The 18668-nt window shown below is 44.6% G+C and carries 16 protein-coding genes; 1 reads left to right on the top strand and 15 read right to left on the bottom strand.

What is annotated here, in order from left to right:
- Positions 1-51: 51 nt before the first annotated feature.
- The 8 genes from ytvI to ACQRBN_RS10390 all read right to left on the bottom strand — a co-directional run bounded on the left by ytvI (position 52) and on the right by ACQRBN_RS10390 (position 8966).
- Positions 52-1194 (bottom strand): sporulation integral membrane protein YtvI, encoded by a 1143-nt coding sequence (gene ytvI, locus ACQRBN_RS10425; protein WP_427738916.1) that lies wholly within the window; start codon positions 1192-1194, stop codon positions 52-54.
- Between the two features lie 4 nt (positions 1195-1198).
- Entirely contained in the window at positions 1199-1801 is a 603-nt protein-coding gene (gene yihA, locus ACQRBN_RS10420) for a ribosome biogenesis GTP-binding protein YihA/YsxC (RefSeq protein WP_427738915.1), read from the bottom strand.
- 52 nt (positions 1802-1853) lie between these two features.
- Positions 1854-4229 (bottom strand): endopeptidase La, encoded by a 2376-nt coding sequence (lon, locus tag ACQRBN_RS10415; RefSeq protein WP_427738914.1) that lies wholly within the window; start codon positions 4227-4229, stop codon positions 1854-1856.
- A 140-nt stretch (positions 4230-4369) separates the two neighbouring features.
- A complete protein-coding gene (gene clpX, locus ACQRBN_RS10410) occupies positions 4370-5629 on the bottom strand; it encodes an ATP-dependent Clp protease ATP-binding subunit ClpX (protein WP_427738913.1) in 1260 nt (419 codons plus the stop codon).
- 34 nt (positions 5630-5663) lie between these two features.
- The gene (gene clpP / locus ACQRBN_RS10405) at positions 5664-6245 is read right to left on the bottom strand and encodes an ATP-dependent Clp endopeptidase proteolytic subunit ClpP (RefSeq protein WP_427738912.1); all 582 of its coding nucleotides are present in this window, start codon (positions 6243-6245) and stop codon (positions 5664-5666) included.
- Positions 6246-6296: 51 nt separating this feature from the next.
- Complete coding sequence (gene tig, locus ACQRBN_RS10400) at positions 6297-7583, bottom strand: trigger factor (RefSeq protein ID WP_427738911.1); 1287 nt, start codon at positions 7581-7583, stop codon at positions 6297-6299.
- A gap of 141 nt (positions 7584-7724) precedes the next feature.
- On the bottom strand, positions 7725-8402 hold the full coding sequence (locus ACQRBN_RS10395) for a hypothetical protein (RefSeq protein ID WP_427738910.1): 678 nt from the start codon (positions 8400-8402) through the stop codon (positions 7725-7727).
- 15 nt (positions 8403-8417) lie between these two features.
- Positions 8418-8966, bottom strand: coding sequence for a DJ-1 family glyoxalase III (locus ACQRBN_RS10390; RefSeq protein WP_427738909.1), 549 nt, complete (start codon positions 8964-8966; stop codon positions 8418-8420).
- Between the two features lie 104 nt (positions 8967-9070).
- Here ACQRBN_RS10390 and ACQRBN_RS10385 point away from each other — a divergent pair, with 104 nt between their 5' ends.
- Positions 9071-9514 carry a CYTH domain-containing protein gene (locus tag ACQRBN_RS10385; RefSeq protein WP_427738908.1) on the top strand — a complete coding sequence of 148 codons (444 nt, stop codon included), beginning with the start codon at positions 9071-9073 and terminating at the stop codon, positions 9512-9514.
- 82 nt (positions 9515-9596) lie between these two features.
- Here ACQRBN_RS10385 and ACQRBN_RS10380 read toward each other — a convergent pair whose 3' ends face one another.
- The 7 genes from ACQRBN_RS10380 to hisA form a co-directional block, all read right to left on the bottom strand.
- Complete coding sequence (locus ACQRBN_RS10380; RefSeq protein WP_427738907.1) at positions 9597-10805, bottom strand: aspartate kinase; 1209 nt, start codon at positions 10803-10805, stop codon at positions 9597-9599.
- Positions 10799-12010 carry a cofactor-independent phosphoglycerate mutase gene (locus tag ACQRBN_RS10375; RefSeq protein ID WP_427738906.1) on the bottom strand — a complete coding sequence of 404 codons (1212 nt, stop codon included), beginning with the start codon at positions 12008-12010 and terminating at the stop codon, positions 10799-10801. Before ACQRBN_RS10375 ends, ACQRBN_RS10380 begins: the two co-directional genes overlap by 7 nt.
- Positions 12011-12072: 62 nt before the next feature.
- The gene (locus ACQRBN_RS10370) at positions 12073-13296 is read right to left on the bottom strand and encodes a homoserine dehydrogenase (RefSeq protein WP_427738905.1); all 1224 of its coding nucleotides are present in this window, start codon (positions 13294-13296) and stop codon (positions 12073-12075) included.
- 12 nt (positions 13297-13308) lie between these two features.
- A protein-coding gene (gene prfB / locus ACQRBN_RS10365) for a peptide chain release factor 2 (RefSeq protein WP_427738904.1) occupies positions 13309-14416 on the bottom strand; the annotation gives its coding sequence in 2 pieces (ribosomal slippage) (positions 13309-14352 and positions 14354-14416; 1107 coding nt in all).
- 76 nt (positions 14417-14492) lie between these two features.
- On the bottom strand, positions 14493-17057 hold the full coding sequence (gene secA, locus ACQRBN_RS10360; protein ID WP_427738902.1) for a preprotein translocase subunit SecA: 2565 nt from the start codon (positions 17055-17057) through the stop codon (positions 14493-14495).
- A gap of 211 nt (positions 17058-17268) precedes the next feature.
- A complete protein-coding gene (locus ACQRBN_RS10355) occupies positions 17269-17700 on the bottom strand; it encodes a GNAT family N-acetyltransferase (RefSeq protein ID WP_427738901.1) in 432 nt (143 codons plus the stop codon).
- 101 nt (positions 17701-17801) lie between these two features.
- Positions 17802-18569, bottom strand: coding sequence for a phosphoribosylformimino-5-aminoimidazole carboxamide ribotide isomerase (gene hisA, locus ACQRBN_RS10350; RefSeq protein ID WP_427738900.1), 768 nt, complete (start codon positions 18567-18569; stop codon positions 17802-17804).
- Positions 18570-18668: the final 99 nt, after the last annotated feature.

Here is an 18668-nt window from a genome sequence, read left to right as displayed (position 1 = left end):
CAATTAAATTTGCCGTGTCCCTTTTTGAATTTGCCCTGTCCCTTTTTGCAATCAGCTCCGCAAACTCAAAATTCCTTCAATCAATATCTTCACATCATCCAGGATATAATCAAATGCACCCGCTTTATACAGATTAATTACAATCATTCCGATCGGCACAGCAAAGATCATCCCGAACACGCTGCCCACCTTATATCCTACATACAACAATACCAAGGTAATCAATGGCTTCATCCCCATGCTGTCCCCCACTAATTTCGGCTGGATCAACTGGCGTACCAGTTGGGACACCCCATATAGTACAAGCAGTCCGACCACCAGTTTATAATCTCCCATCAGGAACTTATATACCGCCCACGGAATCAGCGCAGTACCCGTTCCAAAGAAAGGAAGAAAATCGAGTATTGCTATGAGAAGTGCCAGCAAGAATGAAAAATGTACATCCAGAATGATAAAACCAATCAGCAAAATTACATACACTACCGCCATAATCTTAAGTTGAGCCTTAAAATAACCGCCGACAGCGTATTTTAAGTTGTCGACAACCATAGACATTCTGGTTACCAGCGAATCCGGTGCAACCTTTTTAGACCAACAGATCACTTCTTCTCGCTCTGCTATGAAGAAATACGCAGATACAAATGTAACAATCATGGCCACCAGAATCGAGGGAATCCTCTTCGCCAGATTCCCTGCTGCCGTAAAGGTTGGCTCACTGATTTTTCCCATCAGTTCTCCTACCGTTTCATCCAGATTATTGACCATGGTATGCCAGCCCTCCTGAATTGCAGCAGGCAGCATCCCGAATACACCATTCAGGCTGTCCCCAATCTTTCTGAAGCCATTCTCCAGATCCTCATACATCTCCGGCATATCCTGTATGAAATATGCAATCTCGCGCCCAATCCTGCTGATCATAAAATATATCAGAAAACATACCACCGCCAACACACCGATGATCATGAGCGCAGATCCCAGTTTCTTTACGATCTTCACCCTTTTTTCCAGCCAGTTCACCACCGGACTTGCGATCGTGGCAATACACCAGCCAATCACGAATGGCATAAAGAACACAATAAACTTATAACCCAGATAAAGGAATAAAATCGTCCCTATCAGGCTAAAGGTCAGGCTAACAATTACCTTCCAGTAAGGACGTTCATCGCTTGGCTGCTCCTTAAAGTTTGTCTTCATGCTACTATTCCACCTCTTCTTTGCCAAGGAACTCTGTCTCAACCAGTTCCCAGATTTCATCTCTTCCCTGCTTTGTCACGGAAGAGAATGGAATAATCTTCGTTCCCGGCACCAGATTCAATCCCTGCTTTACTGCCTTGACATGCTTATCCACCTGACTTCTCTTAAGTTTATCCAACTTCGTCGCTATAATGATCGGATTATACCCTCGTGACACAATCCAGTCATACATCATCTTATCATTAGCAGAAGGATCATGTCGAATATCAATTAGCAGGAACACTGCCTGTAACTGCTTTGATCCATGCAGGTAACGCTCAATTAACTGCCCCCATTTGGCCTTCTCTTTCTCAGATACCTTGGCATATCCATATCCCGGAAGATCCACCAGATACAATTCTTCATTAATATTGTAGAAATTAATGGTCTGGGTCTTCCCCGGCGTTGCCGAGGTCCTTGCATAGGACTTACGGTTCATCAGCGCATTGATCAGCGACGACTTGCCCACATTCGATTTCCCGGCAAATGCAATCTCCGGCAGCGTATTATCCGGCAACTTGCTCGTAATACCGCACACCGTCTCCAAATTAATATTTCTGATTATCATATTCTTTCCTCTTACCTAAATCATACTCTTAATCTTAAGTTTTTACTTAATCTTAATTTTTATCCTTAATCTTAGTTTTTGCCTGTTTCTTTGGATGAACCAGTGCAATCTTCAACACCTCATCCATATAGGAAACCGGAATAATCTCCATACCTTTGGTAATCTCAGAAGAAATCTCCTCAACATCCACGGTATTCTCCTTCGGCACAATGACAGTCTTAATACCAGCGCTCTTCGCTGCCAACAGTTTCTCCTTCAGCCCGCCAATCGGAAGCACACGTCCCCGAAGAGTAATCTCTCCGGTCATGGCAACATCCGCTCTTGCCTTTCTTCCGGTAATCGCCGATATCATGGCTGTTGCCATCGTAATTCCGGCAGATGGTCCGTCCTTCGGCACAGCACCTTCTGGTATATGGATATGTATGTCATGCTCTTTGAAGAAATTCTCATCAATCTTGTATTCTTTGCTGACAGACCGAATATAACTGATGCCTGTTCTTGCAGATTCTTTCATCACGTCGCCTAACTGACCAGTTAATAGGATCTCTCCTTCTCCCGGCATCACATTCACTTCAATCTGTAAGGTATCCCCGCCCACGCTGGTCCATGCCAGACCACGGACGATTCCTACCTCATCTACTTCATTTGCCATCTGATAAATATATAATTCTTTGCCAAGATAATTGTGAAGATTACGCTCTGTTACATGGATCGCTTTCTTCTTCGTCTCCAGAATCTCCCTTGCTGCCTTTCTGCAAATATCTCCGATCTTACGCTCTAACTGCCTTACACCTGCCTCTTTCGTATAATTACGAGCCATCTTCCATACAGCCTTCTTACTGATAGTCAACTGCTCCGGTGTCAGACCATGTTTCTCTAACTGCTTCGGAATCAGATGCTCCATGGCAATGTGCAGTTTCTCATTCTCTGTATAACTGCTGACTTCGATCACTTCCATACGATCCAGAAGCGGCCTTGGAATGGTCTGCAGCGTATTTGCCGTCGTCACGAACAGCACCTCCGACAAATCCAGAGGCACTTCCAGATAATGATCGCGGAACTTATGGTTCTGTTCACTGTCCAGCACCTCCAAAAGCGCAGAGAACGTATCTCCCTTATAGTCGTTGCTAACTTTATCAATCTCATCCAGCAGCATCAACGGATTCTTAACCCCAGCCTGCTTCATCGCGTTGGCAATTCTTCCGGGCATAGCACCTACATAAGTCTTCCGATGTCCGCGAATCTCCGCCTCATCCCGCACACCACCTAATGAAATGCGCACATAAGGCTTCTTAAGTGCCCTTGCCAGTGACTTAGCAATGGAAGTCTTACCAGTTCCCGGAGGTCCTACCAGGCAAAGGATCGGCGTCTCTCCTTTCTTAGTGAGCGCACGCACCGCCAGGAATTCCAACACCCTTTCTTTGACTTTGTCTAATCCATAGTGATCTGCATCCAGCACCTCTTTGGCAAATCCAATATCCTGATGCTCCTCACAGATCTTATCCCAAGGCATCTCAAGTATCGTCTCAATATATGTGCGGATCACACCGATCTCTGCCGGATTCCCCATAGAATTGCGGAATCTCTTGATCTCTTTATTCAGTTTCTCCTTCACTTCCGCAGGAGCATTCAAAGCATCTGCTGCCTGCTGGAACTCATCCGCATCGGACAGCGTGTTATCATCCCCCAGTTCCTCACGAATCAGTTTCATCTCTTCCCGAAGAATGTATTCCCGCTGGTTCTTGTCAACCTTCTCCTTCACCTTCATCTGAATCTCTTCTTTGACATTCTGAATCTGGATCTCATTCACCACTTTAAAAGCCAGAAGTTCATAACGCCGCATCAGATCCGTCTCCTCCAGAAGCTGCTGGGCATCCGTATAGGAGAATGGCACATTGGCTGCAATTACATCAACCAGCCGTTTCAGATCATTGATATTCTCAATCTGAAATGCCAGTTCTTTGGATAATTTCGGATTCTTCAAAAGATATTCTTTAAAAATATCTTTCATGCCACGAATCATCGCTTCCAGATTCAATGGATGCTCCTTGGCACCCGTATCTTCCACAGACGTATCGGCATCTTCAATTACAGTTACATTCGCCCGAAGATAAGGTTCTTCGGACTCTATCGCATTTATGCAGGCTCTGGCTTCTCCTGATATCAGAACTCTGCTCATTTTCTTTGGTAATTTTACAATCTGGCGGATGGTAGCAATACATCCCATCTGATACACATCTGCAACGCCTGGATCTTCCACATCTATATCCTTTTGTGCAGACAGGAATATCTTCTGGTCGCCTTCCATAGCCTCCTCGATCGCCTTAAGGGATTTCTCCCGGCTGACATCAAAGTGGCGCACCATCTCCGGTAATATGGTTATTCCTCTTAGAGCCACCATAGGCAGGCTCATCGTCTCTCTACTCATAAGCATTTCTCCTAACTCTTCCATACTCCCCGCAGGTCTGCTAACACCAGTCCCTCCTGGATGTATGACAACTAAAATGAAGTCTCCCCTAGAGTAAAATGAGCGGGTACAACGTTACCTCTTGCACCCGCCTCTTATCATTATGCACTCTCAGATCTGACCGCAGTATGTTCACACTCCGGTTCTCCGATTCCTTTTACAACGTCTTCCGTAATACGGCATGACTTTAACGTCTCATCTGACGGAGCCTTATACATGATATCCATCATGATATTCTCCATGATCGCACGCAATCCTCTGGCACCCGTCTTCCTCTTAAGAGAAGTCTCTGCAATTGCATTCAGAGCCGCATCGTCAAATACCAAGTCTACTCCATCCAACTCCAGCATCTTCTGATACTGCTTCACAATCGCATTCTTCGGCTCTGTCAAGATACGCATCAGTGCCTCCTCATCCAGCATCTCTAAAGATACTGTCACCGGAACACGGCCTACTAACTCCGGAATCAAGCCGAATTTCACGAGATCCTGCGGTAATACCTGCTGCAATAATCTGTCAACATCATTCTCATGCTTGTTCGCGATCTCCACATTGAATCCGATAGACTTCTGATCGATACGTTTCTCGATAATCTTATCAATTCCTTCAAATGCGCCGCCGCAGATAAACAGGATATTGGTCGTGTCAATCTGGATCAACTCCTGATGCGGGTGCTTTCTTCCACCCTGAGGCGGAACATTGGCAACCGTTCCTTCTATAATCTTCAGAAGCGCCTGCTGTACGCCTTCACCTGAGACGTCTCTTGTAATCGATGGGTTTTCAGATTTTCTAGTAATCTTGTCAATCTCATCGATATAGATAATGCCATACTCTGCACGTTCGATATCGCCATCTGCCGCCTGGATGATTTTAAGCAGAATGTTCTCCACATCCTCCCCTACGTATCCGGCTTCTGTCAAAGCAGTTGCATCTGCAATGGCGAATGGAACACCCAGAATCTTGGCAAGGGACTGGGCAAGTAATGTCTTGCCGCATCCTGTTGGCCCAAGCATCAGAATATTACTCTTTCCAAGTTCTACTCCCATATCTTTTCCGGCCATGATTCTCTTATAATGATTGTATACTGCAACAGACAGAACCTTCTTCGCTTCCTCCTGTCCTATTACATATCCGTCCAGGAATTCCTTAATCTCCTCCGGTTTCAGCAGATTAATATCCGCAAATGGGTTCCACTGTCTTCCGTCATCATATGCGAACTCTTCTTCCAGAATCTCGGTGCATACATCCACACACTCATCACAGATATAAGTCCCATTGGGTCCTGCAATCAGTTTCCTCACCTGATTCTGCGTCTTGTTACAGAACGAACACCTTACCTGATCGTCGTTCCTTCCTACCATACTCTCACCTCGTCTAAGGACATCTTAAGCAAATTTACCGGCTCTTAATGACTTCGTCAATCAGACCGTATGCCTTTGCTTCTTCCGCAGACATAAAGTTATCACGCTCTGTATCCGCGCTGATCACGTCTAACGGCTGTCCCGTATTCTCTGATAATATCTGATTTAATTTCTGGCGGGTCTTTAAAATATGTTCTGCAGCAATCTTAATCTCAGTTGCCTGTCCCTGTGCACCGCCTGACGGCTGGTGAATCATAATCTCAGCATTCGGAAGGGCAAGTCTCTTGCCTTTGGTTCCCCCTGCCAGTAAGAATGATCCCATACTTGCAGCCATACCGATACAGATAGTCTCTATGTCGCATTTAATATACTGCATTGTATCATAGATCGCCATACCGGCTGTCACAGATCCTCCCGGACTGTTGATATACAGATGGATATCCTTCTCCGGGTCTTCCGCTTCCAGGAATAATAACTGTGCAACAATCACACTTGCTGACACGTCAGTTACTTCCTCTCCAAGGAAGATAATTCTGTCTTTCAATAATCTTGAATAGATGTCGTAGGAGCGTTCTCCACGGCTAGTCTGTTCAATGACATAAGGTACTAAACTCATGTATATGCCTCCTCCTGACTCAATACTCGCTACAGTTCAGTAATACTGTCCTTATTTCTCAACAGCATTCTCTACCAAGAAGGTAACAGCCTCCTGAACCGCCATATCTTCTTTCATCTGTTTCTTCTCGTTCTCACCCATGAATTCTTTGAGTTTCTCAACTTCCATCTTGTACTGCTCAGCCATCTTCGCCAGTTCTTCATCTAACTTCTCATCACTGATCTCGATGTTCTCTGCTTTTGCAATTGCTTCTAATACAAGGCGTGTCTCAATACGTTTTACAGCCTGAGGTCTAAGTTCCTCTAACATCTTCTCTGCAGTCATTCCTGTAAACTGGAAGTACTGTTCCATAGTAAGTCCCTGAGACTGGATTCTCTGAGCAAAATCATCAGCCATCTGCATAGCCTGAGTCTCGATCATTGCATCCGGAATCTCATACTCTGCATTCTTAACAGCCTGCTCAACAACAGAGTCTTCCTGCTTTGTCTTACCTTCTGCTGCTTTCTGCTCTTTAATCTTTGCCTTAATATCAGCTTTGTATTCTTCTAATGTATCGAATTCAGAAACTTCTGCCGCGAATTCATCGTCAATCTCCGGAAGTTCCTTTGCCTTAATCTCGTGTACCGTACACTTGAACACTGCTTCTTTTCCCTTCAGATCCTCTGCATGATACTCTTCCGGGAATGTTACGTTAACTTCAACTTCCTTCTCAGCCTCAACGCCAACTAACTGCTCCTCGAATCCCGGGATGAATGATCCGGAACCGATGGTCAGAGGATAGTTCTCGCCTTTTCCGCCTTCGAAAGCAACACCGTCTACGAATCCTTCGAAATCAAGGATTACTTCATCGCCATCCTGTACCGGACGGTCTTCTACGGTAACTGTTCTTGCATTCTTCTCTGCTTCTTCCTGTACCTTAGCATCAATCTCTTTCTGTGTTACGCGTGTAGAGATCTTCTCTACTTCCAGTCCTTTGTACTCTCCAAGAGTCACTTCAGGCTTAACAGCAACCTCAGCAGTAAAGATGAATGGTTTGCCCTTTTCAATCTGAACTACATTGATATCCGGTCTGGATACGATCTCCAGTTCACACTCATCATAAGCATCCGCATATGCCTTTGGAATCAGTTCATTCGCTGCATCATCATAGAAGATCTCTGCGCCATACATCTTCTCGATCATCTGGCGCGGAACTTTTCCCTTACGGAACCCCGGAAGAGAGATTTTGTTCTTCTGCTTCATATATGCACTCTGAAGCGCTTTCTCTAAATCACTGGCAGAAACCTCGATGGTAAGTTTCGCCATGTTCTTTTCTAACTTTTCTACCTGTAAACTCATTTACTATTTCCTCCTAATTTTATACTTTATCGTGCGAAGCACGCACGGATAGGCAGCCCTATCTTTTGGTAGCCGAAAAGATAGGCATACTATACTACATTACATTCACCAAAGGAGTATACCACAAACTCCGCCAAATATCTAGCCTTGAATTTCATCTAAACGAAGTATTTTTCGGATTAATTGGTCCATATCGTCCTCATCAATGTAATATTCTTTCTTCTTATCCGATTTTACATGGAGAATCACCGTCTCTTTGTCTCCATACTGGGTGTCCATATATGCAACATCCAGCAGTTCATACGCATGATTCACAATATCATTCAGGATCATCTGCGCCGTCTCCTCCTCAGACTCTCCTTCATATTCTCCATCCTTGATCTTCTGTGTCATCTTAATTGAATCTTCGGTTAAAGCCTGCTGAAAACTAACGAACACATCCGAAGGCTGGATCTCGACGGAAACCTCATACTCTTTCTTTCCCGTCTTCTTTGCCTCTTTCACGCTATAACGCATTGTTGTAAAGATCTTAGACACCAAGTCTGCAAACTGCGTAGTCTTCGTCTCACTCATCTCAATCTCATTGGTAATATTCGCAGCCACAAACTGATCGATCGATTCCTGGTACTGCTGCATCAGAGAAGTCTCAGACGCATTCTCTTCATATCCCAGAGCATTCTCTATCTCTCCCTGAAACGTAAGATCCAACACCGCCTGCACATAACCCGATGCATCAAAATCCTTCCCACATCCGGTCAGTCCTATGATGAATACCATGCACAGTGCCCATATTTTTAAGAATCTTTTCTTCCTTCTCATCTTATTTCCTAATGCCTAATAATATACAATCGCCTTTGCAATCTCATCGGCTTTCTCTTTTCCTGCCAGAACCTCGATCAATTTCAAGGCAAAATCAATCGCTGTTCCCACGCCACGGCTGGTCACAATATTCCCATCTACCGTTACCGGAACCCCCGTCATAACTGCTCCCTGAATCTCCTTCTCAACAGAAGGATAGCAGCTAATCCGTTTGCCCTTCAACAACTCCAGATTTCCAAGCACCTTCGGTGCTGCACAGATTGCTCCGATATATTTCCCTTCATTATAAAAATCCTTCACAACGCGGCGAACCCCTTCATGTTCATCCAGATTCGTAGTTCCCGGCATTCCTCCCGGCAGCACGATCATATCAGACTCCACAAAATTCACTTCCTCAAACAAGTCCTCCGTCTGCACATTAATCCCATGTGCCCCATGCACCGTATACTCCTCCGTAATCGAAACAGTATCCACATAAATCTTAGCTCTTCTAAGCAGATCCACTACCGTCAACGCTTCAACCTCTTCAAAACCATCCGCTAAAATCACACTTACCGTCAGCATCTCAAATCACCCTCTCTTCTTCTTTGTAAAAAATAATACCACCATTTACTTTTAGTGTAAACTATATTATGATAACACCAAACACAGACAGGAGGCTCCAAATTATGGAAATTGAACGTAAATACCTAGTAAAACAACTCCCCGAATCCCTTGGCACCTACCCTTGCCGCATTCTGGAACAAGGCTACCTGAACGTAAAACCCGTTGTACGTATCCGCCGGGACAACGACAAATACGAACTCACCTACAAATCCGGCGGTCTCATGGCAAGAGAAGAATACAACCTTCCTCTCACCCAGGAAGCCTATGAACACCTCCTAACCAAGATCGACGGACGCCTCATCCAAAAAAGGCGCTATATGATCCCCCTATCTCAGGATCTCACCGCCGAACTAGACATCTTCGAAGGTCACCTCGCTCCCCTTCGCCTGGTAGAAGTAGAATTCCAGACCGAAGCCGAAGCCAACTCCTTCACTCCACCATCCTGGTTCGGCGAAGACGTAACCTTCTCCGGCAAATATCATAACAGTTATCTAAGCACATTATAAAATATCATAATCACTATATCAAAAGCCGGCAATGCTATCCTCTTTAAGCATTACCGACTTTTTCACGCGTTAAAAAGTTTCCTTAATCTGCCATCGCGAACCCATCATGCACCGCATTCATAGCCTTATCAATATCTTTCTTCGGAACCAGCACTGTAATCCGAATCTCAGAAGTAGAGATCATATTGATATTCACTCTGGAATTATACAGCGACTCGAACATCTTCGCCGCCACTCCAGGGTTGCTCATCATTCCAGCTCCAACAACGGACAATTTTGCTACATCTTCATTCCATGTAACATCCTGAATGGTAAGTCTCTCCTTATTCTCCTCCAGGATTCTGATCGCATCCTTCAGATCATCTGATGCTACCGTAAAGGAGATATCCTTCGTTCCTTCTCTTCCCACAGATTGAAGAATAATATCCACATTAATATTGTTCTTTGCAAGAGTGTCAAAGATACGGAATGCGATTCCCGGCTTATCTTCAACTCCAATTACAGAGATTCTGGCTGTATTCTTATCGGCTGCCACACCTGTCACTAATAATTTTTCCATACCTTTCGCCTCCTTGACTACGGTTCCCTCTGAACGGTTCAAACTGGACCGTACGACTAATTCTACGTTATATTTTTTTGCCATCTCCACAGAACGGTTATGAAGTACCTTTGCACCAAGGCTAGCCAGTTCCAACATCTCATCATAAGTGAGCACGTCAAGTTTTCTGGCATTCTTAACGATCCGCGGATCTGCCGTATACACACCGTCTACATCCGTGTAGATCTCGCACTTATCTGCATGAAGCGCCGCAGCCAGTGCCACCGCTGTTGTATCAGAACCGCCTCTTCCAAGTGTTGTAATATCATCATACTTATTCACTCCCTGGAATCCGGTTACGATTACAATCTTCCTGGAATCCAGTTCATGAAGGATTCTCTCCTTCTCCACACGCTTAAAACGTGCATTTCCATACCGGGATGTGGAGTGCATTCTTACCTGAAAAGCATTCAGAGATACCGCAGGCACGTCCAGCGACTGCATCGCCATCGCCATCAATGCTACAGATACCTGCTCTCCTGTAGTGAGAAGCATATCCAGTTCTCTTTTCTTCGCATCCGGGTTAATCGTATTCGCCAGCGCGATCAATTCATCTGTTGTATCTCCCATCGCAGACAGTACAACCACCACATCATTTCCTGCTTTATAATCTTCAATACATCTTTTTGCAACATTAAAGATCCGTTCTTTATTGGCCACTGAACTGCCGCCAAATTTCTTAACTATTAGCATATATCCTCCTGTAACAAATGTCCGATCAATTTATAACCATCTATCCAGTTTCTTCCCGTTGCCGCAGCAAGTTTTTCATTGTACGCAGCAACGCCAGTTTCTTTCTTTGTGCTGTCATATAACAGATACGGAACCGGATCTCCGGTATGTGTACGTACTTCGATTGGTGTCGGATGATCCGGCAGCAACAGGATACGGTAATCCTCCTGCGCTTTCTCAAGTCCTTCCACTACAATACCAAGTACTTTTTGATCCACATTCTCAATTGCGGTAATCTTATCCTGAATATTTCCCTGATGTCCCATCTCATCCGGGGCTTCTACATGAATGTACGCGAAATCATACCCATCCTCCGTAAGCGCTTTTACTGCTGAGCGCGCCTTACCTTCATAATTGGTATGAAGACCGCCGTTCGCACCCTCCACGATAATGCGGTCCATATCCGCTCCGACAGCAATCCCCTTCAAGAGATCTACAGCTGATATCATCACGCCATTCTTTCCTGTGCGTTTTTCAAAAGAAGTAAGAGAAGGCTTCTTTCCCGCACCCCAGAACCAGGCAGAATTTGCAGGATGTAACCCTTGCCTTCTGCGTTCTACGTTCAATGGATGATTTTCAAGAATCTCATAACTCTTCTTCATCATCTCACATAAGACTTCATCCTCCGGAAGATAATCTCCGATTCTCTTCGTCAGAATATCATGCGGTGGAGTCAGTTCTACAACCTTGCCATTCTTCTGAATCAAAAGATGGCGATAACTGGTGCCGACATAGAACTCATATCCTTCTGTCTTAAGTCCTTCCTTCAGCGCCTCCACAAGAACCGCCGCATCCTCCGTACTGATTTCATCAGAACTATGATCCAGAATCGTACGATCCTCATAGGCACAATCCTCTTCTGACAGGGTCACTATGTTACACCGAAAAGACACGTCCGTATCCTCCATATCCACACCAATGCTCAATGCCTCCAGTGGAGAACGCCCGGTATAATAGATCTTGGGGTCGTATCCCATAACCGCCAGATTCGCCGTGTCACTTCCGGGTGCCATTCCTTTTGGAACCATGGCTGCCATTCCTACTTCAGACACCGGTGCAAGCACATCCATTACAGGCGTATAAGCCGCCTCCATTGTCGTCTGTCCATTCAGTTCCTCCAATGGCCTGCCTGCCATACCATCGCTTAAAACTACCACATATTTCATAACTTTTTCTCTCCCATTCCTTCCAGTCTGCCTTCGCTGCTATGTTCCACCGTGTAAAGTTTCTAATCCTCCACACGGATCATATGCAAGATCTGATCCTTATAGATATTCGCTCTGGTAACATAATCTCCCTCCATCATAACAGGAGTTACGAAACCAAACTCACCCTCCAGACCTTCCGCTTTTACAATCTCTACGTCACCAAAGGAATCCCGAAGTCTTGGAAGCATCTCATCTGCATCGCCCTTCATACGGATGAAGAAACGCCGTTTGGCGTCTGCCTTATCTTCCAGATGTAATTTTTCCTCTTTCCACATAGTCATAATATTACGGTTCAGATGCTTTGCCGCATCCACTACATCTGCTACTACCGCACTCGCTGTCGGCAGTTTTCCCGCACCGCTTCCATAAAACATGGCATCACCAAGTACATTGCCATGTACAAAGATGGAGTTAAATACTCCATTTACATTATAAAGCGGATGCTCCGGATATAACATGCATGGGGCTACAATCGCATGAAGCCTGTTTCCCGCATAGCGTTTGCTGGATGCTAACAACTTAATCGTTGTTCCCATTGCCCTGGCATACTTCATATCCTCAACCGTAATCTCTGTAATACCTTCACAGTAAATATCTTCAAAATCAACCTGCTGACCAGATATCAATGAAGACAGGATTGCAATCTTTCTACATGCATCATAGCCTTCTACATCTGCTTCCGGATTACGCTCTGCATAGCCATTTGCCTGCGCTTCCTTAAGAACAGTGTCGTAATCTGCTCCTTCATAGAACATCTTAGTCAGCATATAATTAGTGGTTCCATTCAGGATACCCGTAATCTCCTCAATCTCATCTGCAGTCAGTGAGGAGTTGAGCGGACGGATAATCGGAATTCCTCCTCCTACGCTGGCTTCAAATAAGAAGTTAATATTATTCTCTTTTGCAATGGACAACAGTTCCGCGCCATGTTTGGCAACGAGTGCTTTGTTAGAAGTTGCCACGCTTTTTCCCGCCTGAAGACACCTTTTTACGAATGTATACGCAGGCTCGATTCCTCCCATTACTTCTACAACAATCTTAACATCATCATCATTAATAATCGTCTCAAAGTCATGTACGATCTTCTCCTGAACCGGATCATCCGGGAAATCTCTTAAGTCCAGCACGTACTTGATATTCAGTTCATCACCGATTCTCTGATTGATACGCGCTCCATTGGTGTTCACCACCTCAACTACTCCGGAACCAACCGTTCCATATCCCATAACTGCTATATTTATCATATGTTCCTCCCTCTAACTGTTCGCTGTCTGCTTCAGATATGCGTTCATAAACATGTCAATATTGCCATCCATCACCGCACCTACATTGCTGCTTTCCACATTGGTCCGGTGATCCTTCACCAGCGTATATGGCTGCATCACGTAAGACCGGATCTGATTGCCGAAGCCAATCTCTTTCACTTCTCCACGGATATCGGACACCTTCTCCGCCTGCTCCTGTTCCTTCATAAGCTGGAGTTTTACCTTCAGCATCTGCATGGCTTTCTCTTTATTATGATGCTGAGACCGCTCATTCTGACACTGTACCACAATTCCTGTCGGAAGATGAGTGATACGAATAGCAGAAGACGTCTTATTGACATGCTGTCCGCCTGCTCCGCTTGCCCGGTATGTGTCAATCTTCAGATCGTCATCTGCGATCTCAATGTCAATCTCATCTTCAATATCCGGAACCACATCGCAGGACGCGAATGAAGTCTGCCTCTTTCCCGCCGCATTAAAAGGCGAGATTCTTACCAGACGGTGAACACCTTTCTCTGACTTCAGATAACCATAGGCATTCTCGCCATTCACCTCGAAAGTTACCGTCTTCGTCCCTGCGATATCGCCATCCAGATAATCCAGCACCTGAATGGTGAATCCCTTACGTTCTGCCCATCTGCTGTACATCCGATATAACATACTTGCCCAGTCGCAGGACTCGGTTCCCCCTGCTCCTGCATGGATGGTTACGATGGCATTGCAGGAATCATATTCTCCCGATAAGAGCGTCTGAATCCGCAATTCTTCAAACACTTTCTCAAATTCCCGGATCTCTTGCTCAAGTTCTTTCACCAGCGAATCGTCGTTTTCTTCATATCCCATCTCAATCAGAAGGTTCATGTCATCATAAGAAGCATACAGTCCGTGGATCGTCTTCACCAATTCCTGAAGATTCTTCAATTCCTTCATGAGTTTCTGCGACTCTTCCGGATTGTCCCAGAATCCCGGCTCCTCTATCTTGCGTTCTAATTCCTCAATCCTTCTCTCTTTGCCAGCGAGGTCAAAGTGAATCCCTCATTTCGGCAAGAGGTTCTTCATAAGCGTTCATAATTACTTTGAACTGATCTAATTCAACCACTTTTTCACCTCTTTCTGTAAGCTTTCTATCGAATTATTTTTTTTAATCTAATACAAGATTATGATCCGAAGATTCCTTACTTGCGTCCACAGCACTGCTTATATTTCTTTCCACTGCCACACGGACACGGATCATTCGGATATACTTTCTTCTCCGCACGTTTCTTTGGTGCACGCGTCGCACTTTCGTCCTTATTCGTTCCTGTTACTTTCGCTACCTGCTCTCTCTCAACCTTCTGCTCAATTCTCACATGGAACAATGCACGGATCGTGCCTTCCGCAATTCCCTTCGTCATCTCATCGAACATCTCATATCCAAGCATCTTATATTCAACCTTCGGGTCTCTCTGTCCATAAGCCTGAAGACCGATACCCTGGCGCAACTGATCCATATCATCGATGTGCGCCATCCACTTGGCATCAATCACCTTCAGAAGAATTACACGCTCAAGTTCACGGACATATTCCGTTTCTGGGAATTCAGACTCCTTCGTCTCATATGCTTTGGCGGCACGCTCTTTCAGCATATGTTTCAATTCCTTCTGCCCCATATTCTTTACGTCTTCTTCTGTGACTGGTGCCATCGGAATCGTATTGTGGATCGTCAGATTCAATTCACCCAAGTTCCACTCATCATAATCCTGATCAGGGCTAGTAACCATATCTACAACATTCTCCACATATTCATTCATCATATGGAAGATGGAATCACGCATGTTCTCACCATCAAGTACGCGGCGTCTCTCTTCGTAAATGATCTCTCTCTGCTCATTCATTACCTGGTCATATTCCAACAGATTCTTACGGATTCCAAAGTTATTGCTCTCAATCTTCTGCTGTGCTTTCTCAATCGCACTGGAAAGCATCTTATGCTCGATCTGTTCTCCATCCTCTACGCCAAGCGTATTGAAGATATTCATCAATCTCTCTGAACCGAACAGCCGCATCAGATCATCCTCCAGAGAAATGTAGAACCTGGATTCTCCCGGATCACCCTGACGTCCGGAACGTCCACGCAACTGATTATCGATACGTCTGGACTCGTGACGCTCAGTACCGATGATCTTAAGACCTCCGGCTGCCCTTGACTCATCATCCAGTTTGATATCCGTACCACGCCCTGCCATGTTCGTAGCGATGGTAACCGCATCGTGTACACCTGCCTGCGCAACAATCTCTGCCTCCATCTCATGGAACTTCGCATTCAATACGTTATGCTTGATTCCTCTTCTCTTCAGCATGCCGCTCAATAGTTCAGAAGTCTCAATCGTAATCGTACCAACCAGGACAGGCTGATGCTTGGTATGTGCTTCTTCAATTGCGTCACATACTGCTTTGAACTTCTCTTTTTTGGTCTTATATACCGCATCTTCAAGGTCGAGACGCTGCACCGGAACATTGGTCGGAATCTCAACAACGTCCATTCCATAAATCTCACGAAATTCCTGTTCTTCAGTTAACGCCGTACCGGTCATACCTGCCTTCTTGGCAAATTTATTAAATAAGTTCTGGAATGTAATGGTTGCAAGCGTCTTGCTCTCACGTTTTACCTTCACATGCTCTTTTGCTTCTATCGCCTGATGAAGACCGTCAGAATAACGGCGTCCCGGCATAATACGTCCGGTAAATTCGTCAACAATCAGAACCTCGTCATCCTTCACTACATAATCCTGATCTTTGAACATCAAGTTATGTGCACGAAGCGCCAGGATAATGTTATGCTGAATCTCCAGATTCTCCGGATCTGCAAGGTTCTCAATATGGAAGAACTTCTCTACCTTCTTGACACCATCTTCTGTCAGGTTGATATTCTTCTCTTTTTCATTAACGATAAAGTCACCAGTCTCTTCGATATCCTCGCCCATGATGGCATTCATCTTGCTGAATTCACCGCTGGCTTCTCCGCGCTCCAACTGGCGTGCCAGGATATCACATGCGTCATAAAGTCTGGTGGATTTACTACTCTGACCAGAGATGATCAGAGGAGTTCTTGCCTCATCGATCAATACAGAGTCTACCTCATCGATGATGGCATATTTCAAGCCTCTCTGTACTAATTGTTCTTTGTAGATTACCATGTTATCTCTCAGGTAATCGAATCCCAACTCATTATTGGTTACATAAGTGATATCACAATTATAAGCCGCACGGCGTTCATCATTGTCCATGCTGTTCAGCACGACACCTACCGTAAGCCCAAGGAATTCATGAACTTGTCCCATCCACTCCGCATCACGCTTCGCCAGATAGTCGTTGACTGTTACGATGTGTACACCTTCTCCTGTCAATGCATTCAGATATGCAGGGAGCGTAGACACCAGCGTCTTACCTTCACCTGTCTTCATCTCCGCGATACGTCCCTGATGCAGGATGATACCACCGATCAACTGTACCCGATAGTGCTTCATCCCTAGCGTACGGACTGCAGCTTCTCTTACTACCGCATAGGCTTCCGGCAAAATGTCATCCAACGTCTCGCCGTCTGCCAGACGTTTCTTGAACTCTCTTGTCTTATCTCTTAATTCACTGTCCGATAGTTTTTGCATCTCTGGATCTAATGCCTCGATTGCGTCTGCGATCGGATAGATTCTCTTTAATTCGTTTTCGCTATGTGTTCCGAATATTTTTTGTAATAAACCCATATTGACTGTAACTCCTTGTCACTAATTTGGTCATAGTTAGACCACTCTATTCAACATTCTAGCACTATCCAGGGTTCAATTCAACTAATTCACAAACTATTTACAAACTGTTAATTTTCGCTTCATGAAAGTTTTTTGTCAGAGGGACGCCGTTTGGGGAAGCGGTGCGCTGACAAAGGTGGAAACTTGTTTTACTTCTGCAAACCGGAAGTTATTGATTCAGTCGTTTACAAAAACTGTACCCTTTTTTATAAAAAGATTGTTTCTCATAAAATTGATGTGCTTGCGCTCTTTTAAGTCCACTGTTTACCGAAATGACGGATACGTTATTTTCTTTTGCGTAATCCTCCGCTTTCTGGATTAGACAACTGCCTACTCCTTGATTCTGAAAATCACGGGCAACTGCTAATGCAATAACACGCATAATTTTTCCTTCAACTTCAAATGCAAGGCACATTTGCAATCCAATAAATCCAATTATCTTTTCATTGTCAACAGCAGTAAAAATTATGTAATTTTCATCTTCCTGCATTTGCATAATTCTTGTTTCCAAATCTTTACAAGTAACATCATATCCTAATTCTGAATTTATTAAAGTACAAATTTTTGATATATCATCATTGCAGAAAGTTCTAATTCTCATCTTTCATTTACCTTTCCAATAAGCATTCCAATCCCACCGTAAAACAAGCAAAACAGAACCCTTTTGTTCAAGAAAGTACACACCAAACCAAACTTATTCATTTAGAAATTCCTCACCATTTCGTAAGGAATCACTCCTCCAAAAAGATCAAGGGCACTTCCTATAGTAAAATCTAATTTTTCTTGGGAAATCTTCTGAAAATGTCTCAAATCATTGAGGCTTCCAATCCCACCTGCGTAGGTGATTGGAATTGTAGCCGCATCGCCCAAAAGCATGACCAACTCGTCTTCCACACCAGATGCTTTCCCTTCTACGTCTACGCCATGTACCAGAAACTCGTCGCAGTATTCTGCAATCTCTGCTAAAATCTCTTTCGTGAGTTTCACCTGGGTGAAGGTCTGCCAGCGGTTGGTTACAATGTAGTAAGCGCCGTCTTTTTTCCGGCAACTCAAGTCGATCACTATATGTTCTCTGCCTACAGCCTGTCTTAGTTTTTCCATGTGGTCCCATCTGATCTCGCCATCTTGGAATACATAGGATGTGACGATGACATGACTTGCTCCTGCTTCGATATATTCTCCTGCATTCTCTGCGGTGATGCCGCCGCCAATCTGTAGTCCTCCTGGATAAGCGGCGAGCGCGCGCACTGCCTGTTCTTTTGTCTTCTCATAATATTCGGAAGAAGGAGGATTCAGAAGAATCACATGTCCTCCACGCAATCCGTCTTTTTGATATAAGCGCGCAAAATAATCCGCATCTTGTGTAGATGCAAAATTCTCTACCGCCTCATCGTTCTCATCCTTCAGGCTTCCTCCTACAATTTGTTTCACTTTTCCGTTATGGATATCTATACATGGTCTGAATCTCATATGCGCCCTTGATACTCCTTCATTTGTAATCTTATCGTAACATTTTATCATAGTGAAGTTTAAAAAACCATAAAAGAGAAGAAAATAGTTGCATATAGC

Origin of the sequence: Bariatricus sp. SGI.154 (genome assembly GCF_050313795.1) — a bacterium.
Taxonomy (GTDB): domain Bacteria; phylum Bacillota; class Clostridia; order Lachnospirales; family Lachnospiraceae; genus CAMBRQ01.
The sequence above is the reverse complement of the archived record's forward strand: the minus strand, read 5'-3'. Positions and strand labels throughout refer to the sequence as shown.

Coding starts and splice junctions, on each gene's coding strand:
- ACQRBN_RS10385 (WP_427738908.1), top strand. CDS start 9,071: ATGGAAATTGAACGTAAATACCTAGTAAAACAACTCCCCGAATCCCTT.
- ACQRBN_RS10395 (WP_427738910.1), bottom strand. CDS start 8,402: ATGAGAAGGAAGAAAAGATTCTTAAAAATATGGGCACTGTGCATGGTA.
- clpP (WP_427738912.1), bottom strand. CDS start 6,245: ATGAGTTTAGTACCTTATGTCATTGAACAGACTAGCCGTGGAGAACGC.
- ACQRBN_RS10370 (WP_427738905.1), bottom strand. CDS start 13,296: ATGATAAATATAGCAGTTATGGGATATGGAACGGTTGGTTCCGGAGTA.
- clpX (WP_427738913.1), bottom strand. CDS start 5,629: ATGGTAGGAAGGAACGACGATCAGGTAAGGTGTTCGTTCTGTAACAAG.
- yihA (WP_427738915.1), bottom strand. CDS start 1,801: ATGATAATCAGAAATATTAATTTGGAGACGGTGTGCGGTATTACGAGC.
- secA (WP_427738902.1), bottom strand. CDS start 17,057: ATGGGTTTATTACAAAAAATATTCGGAACACATAGCGAAAACGAATTA.
- ACQRBN_RS10380 (WP_427738907.1), bottom strand. CDS start 10,805: ATGCTAATAGTTAAGAAATTTGGCGGCAGTTCAGTGGCCAATAAAGAA.
- ACQRBN_RS10355 (WP_427738901.1), bottom strand. CDS start 17,700: ATGAGAATTAGAACTTTCTGCAATGATGATATATCAAAAATTTGTACT.
- tig (WP_427738911.1), bottom strand. CDS start 7,583: ATGAGTTTACAGGTAGAAAAGTTAGAAAAGAACATGGCGAAACTTACC.
- lon (WP_427738914.1), bottom strand. CDS start 4,229: ATGAGTAGAGAGACGATGAGCCTGCCTATGGTGGCTCTAAGAGGAATA.
- hisA (WP_427738900.1), bottom strand. CDS start 18,569: ATGAGATTCAGACCATGTATAGATATCCATAACGGAAAAGTGAAACAA.
- ytvI (WP_427738916.1), bottom strand. CDS start 1,194: ATGAAGACAAACTTTAAGGAGCAGCCAAGCGATGAACGTCCTTACTGG.
- ACQRBN_RS10390 (WP_427738909.1), bottom strand. CDS start 8,966: ATGCTGACGGTAAGTGTGATTTTAGCGGATGGTTTTGAAGAGGTTGAA.
- ACQRBN_RS10375 (WP_427738906.1), bottom strand. CDS start 12,010: ATGAAATATGTGGTAGTTTTAAGCGATGGTATGGCAGGCAGGCCATTG.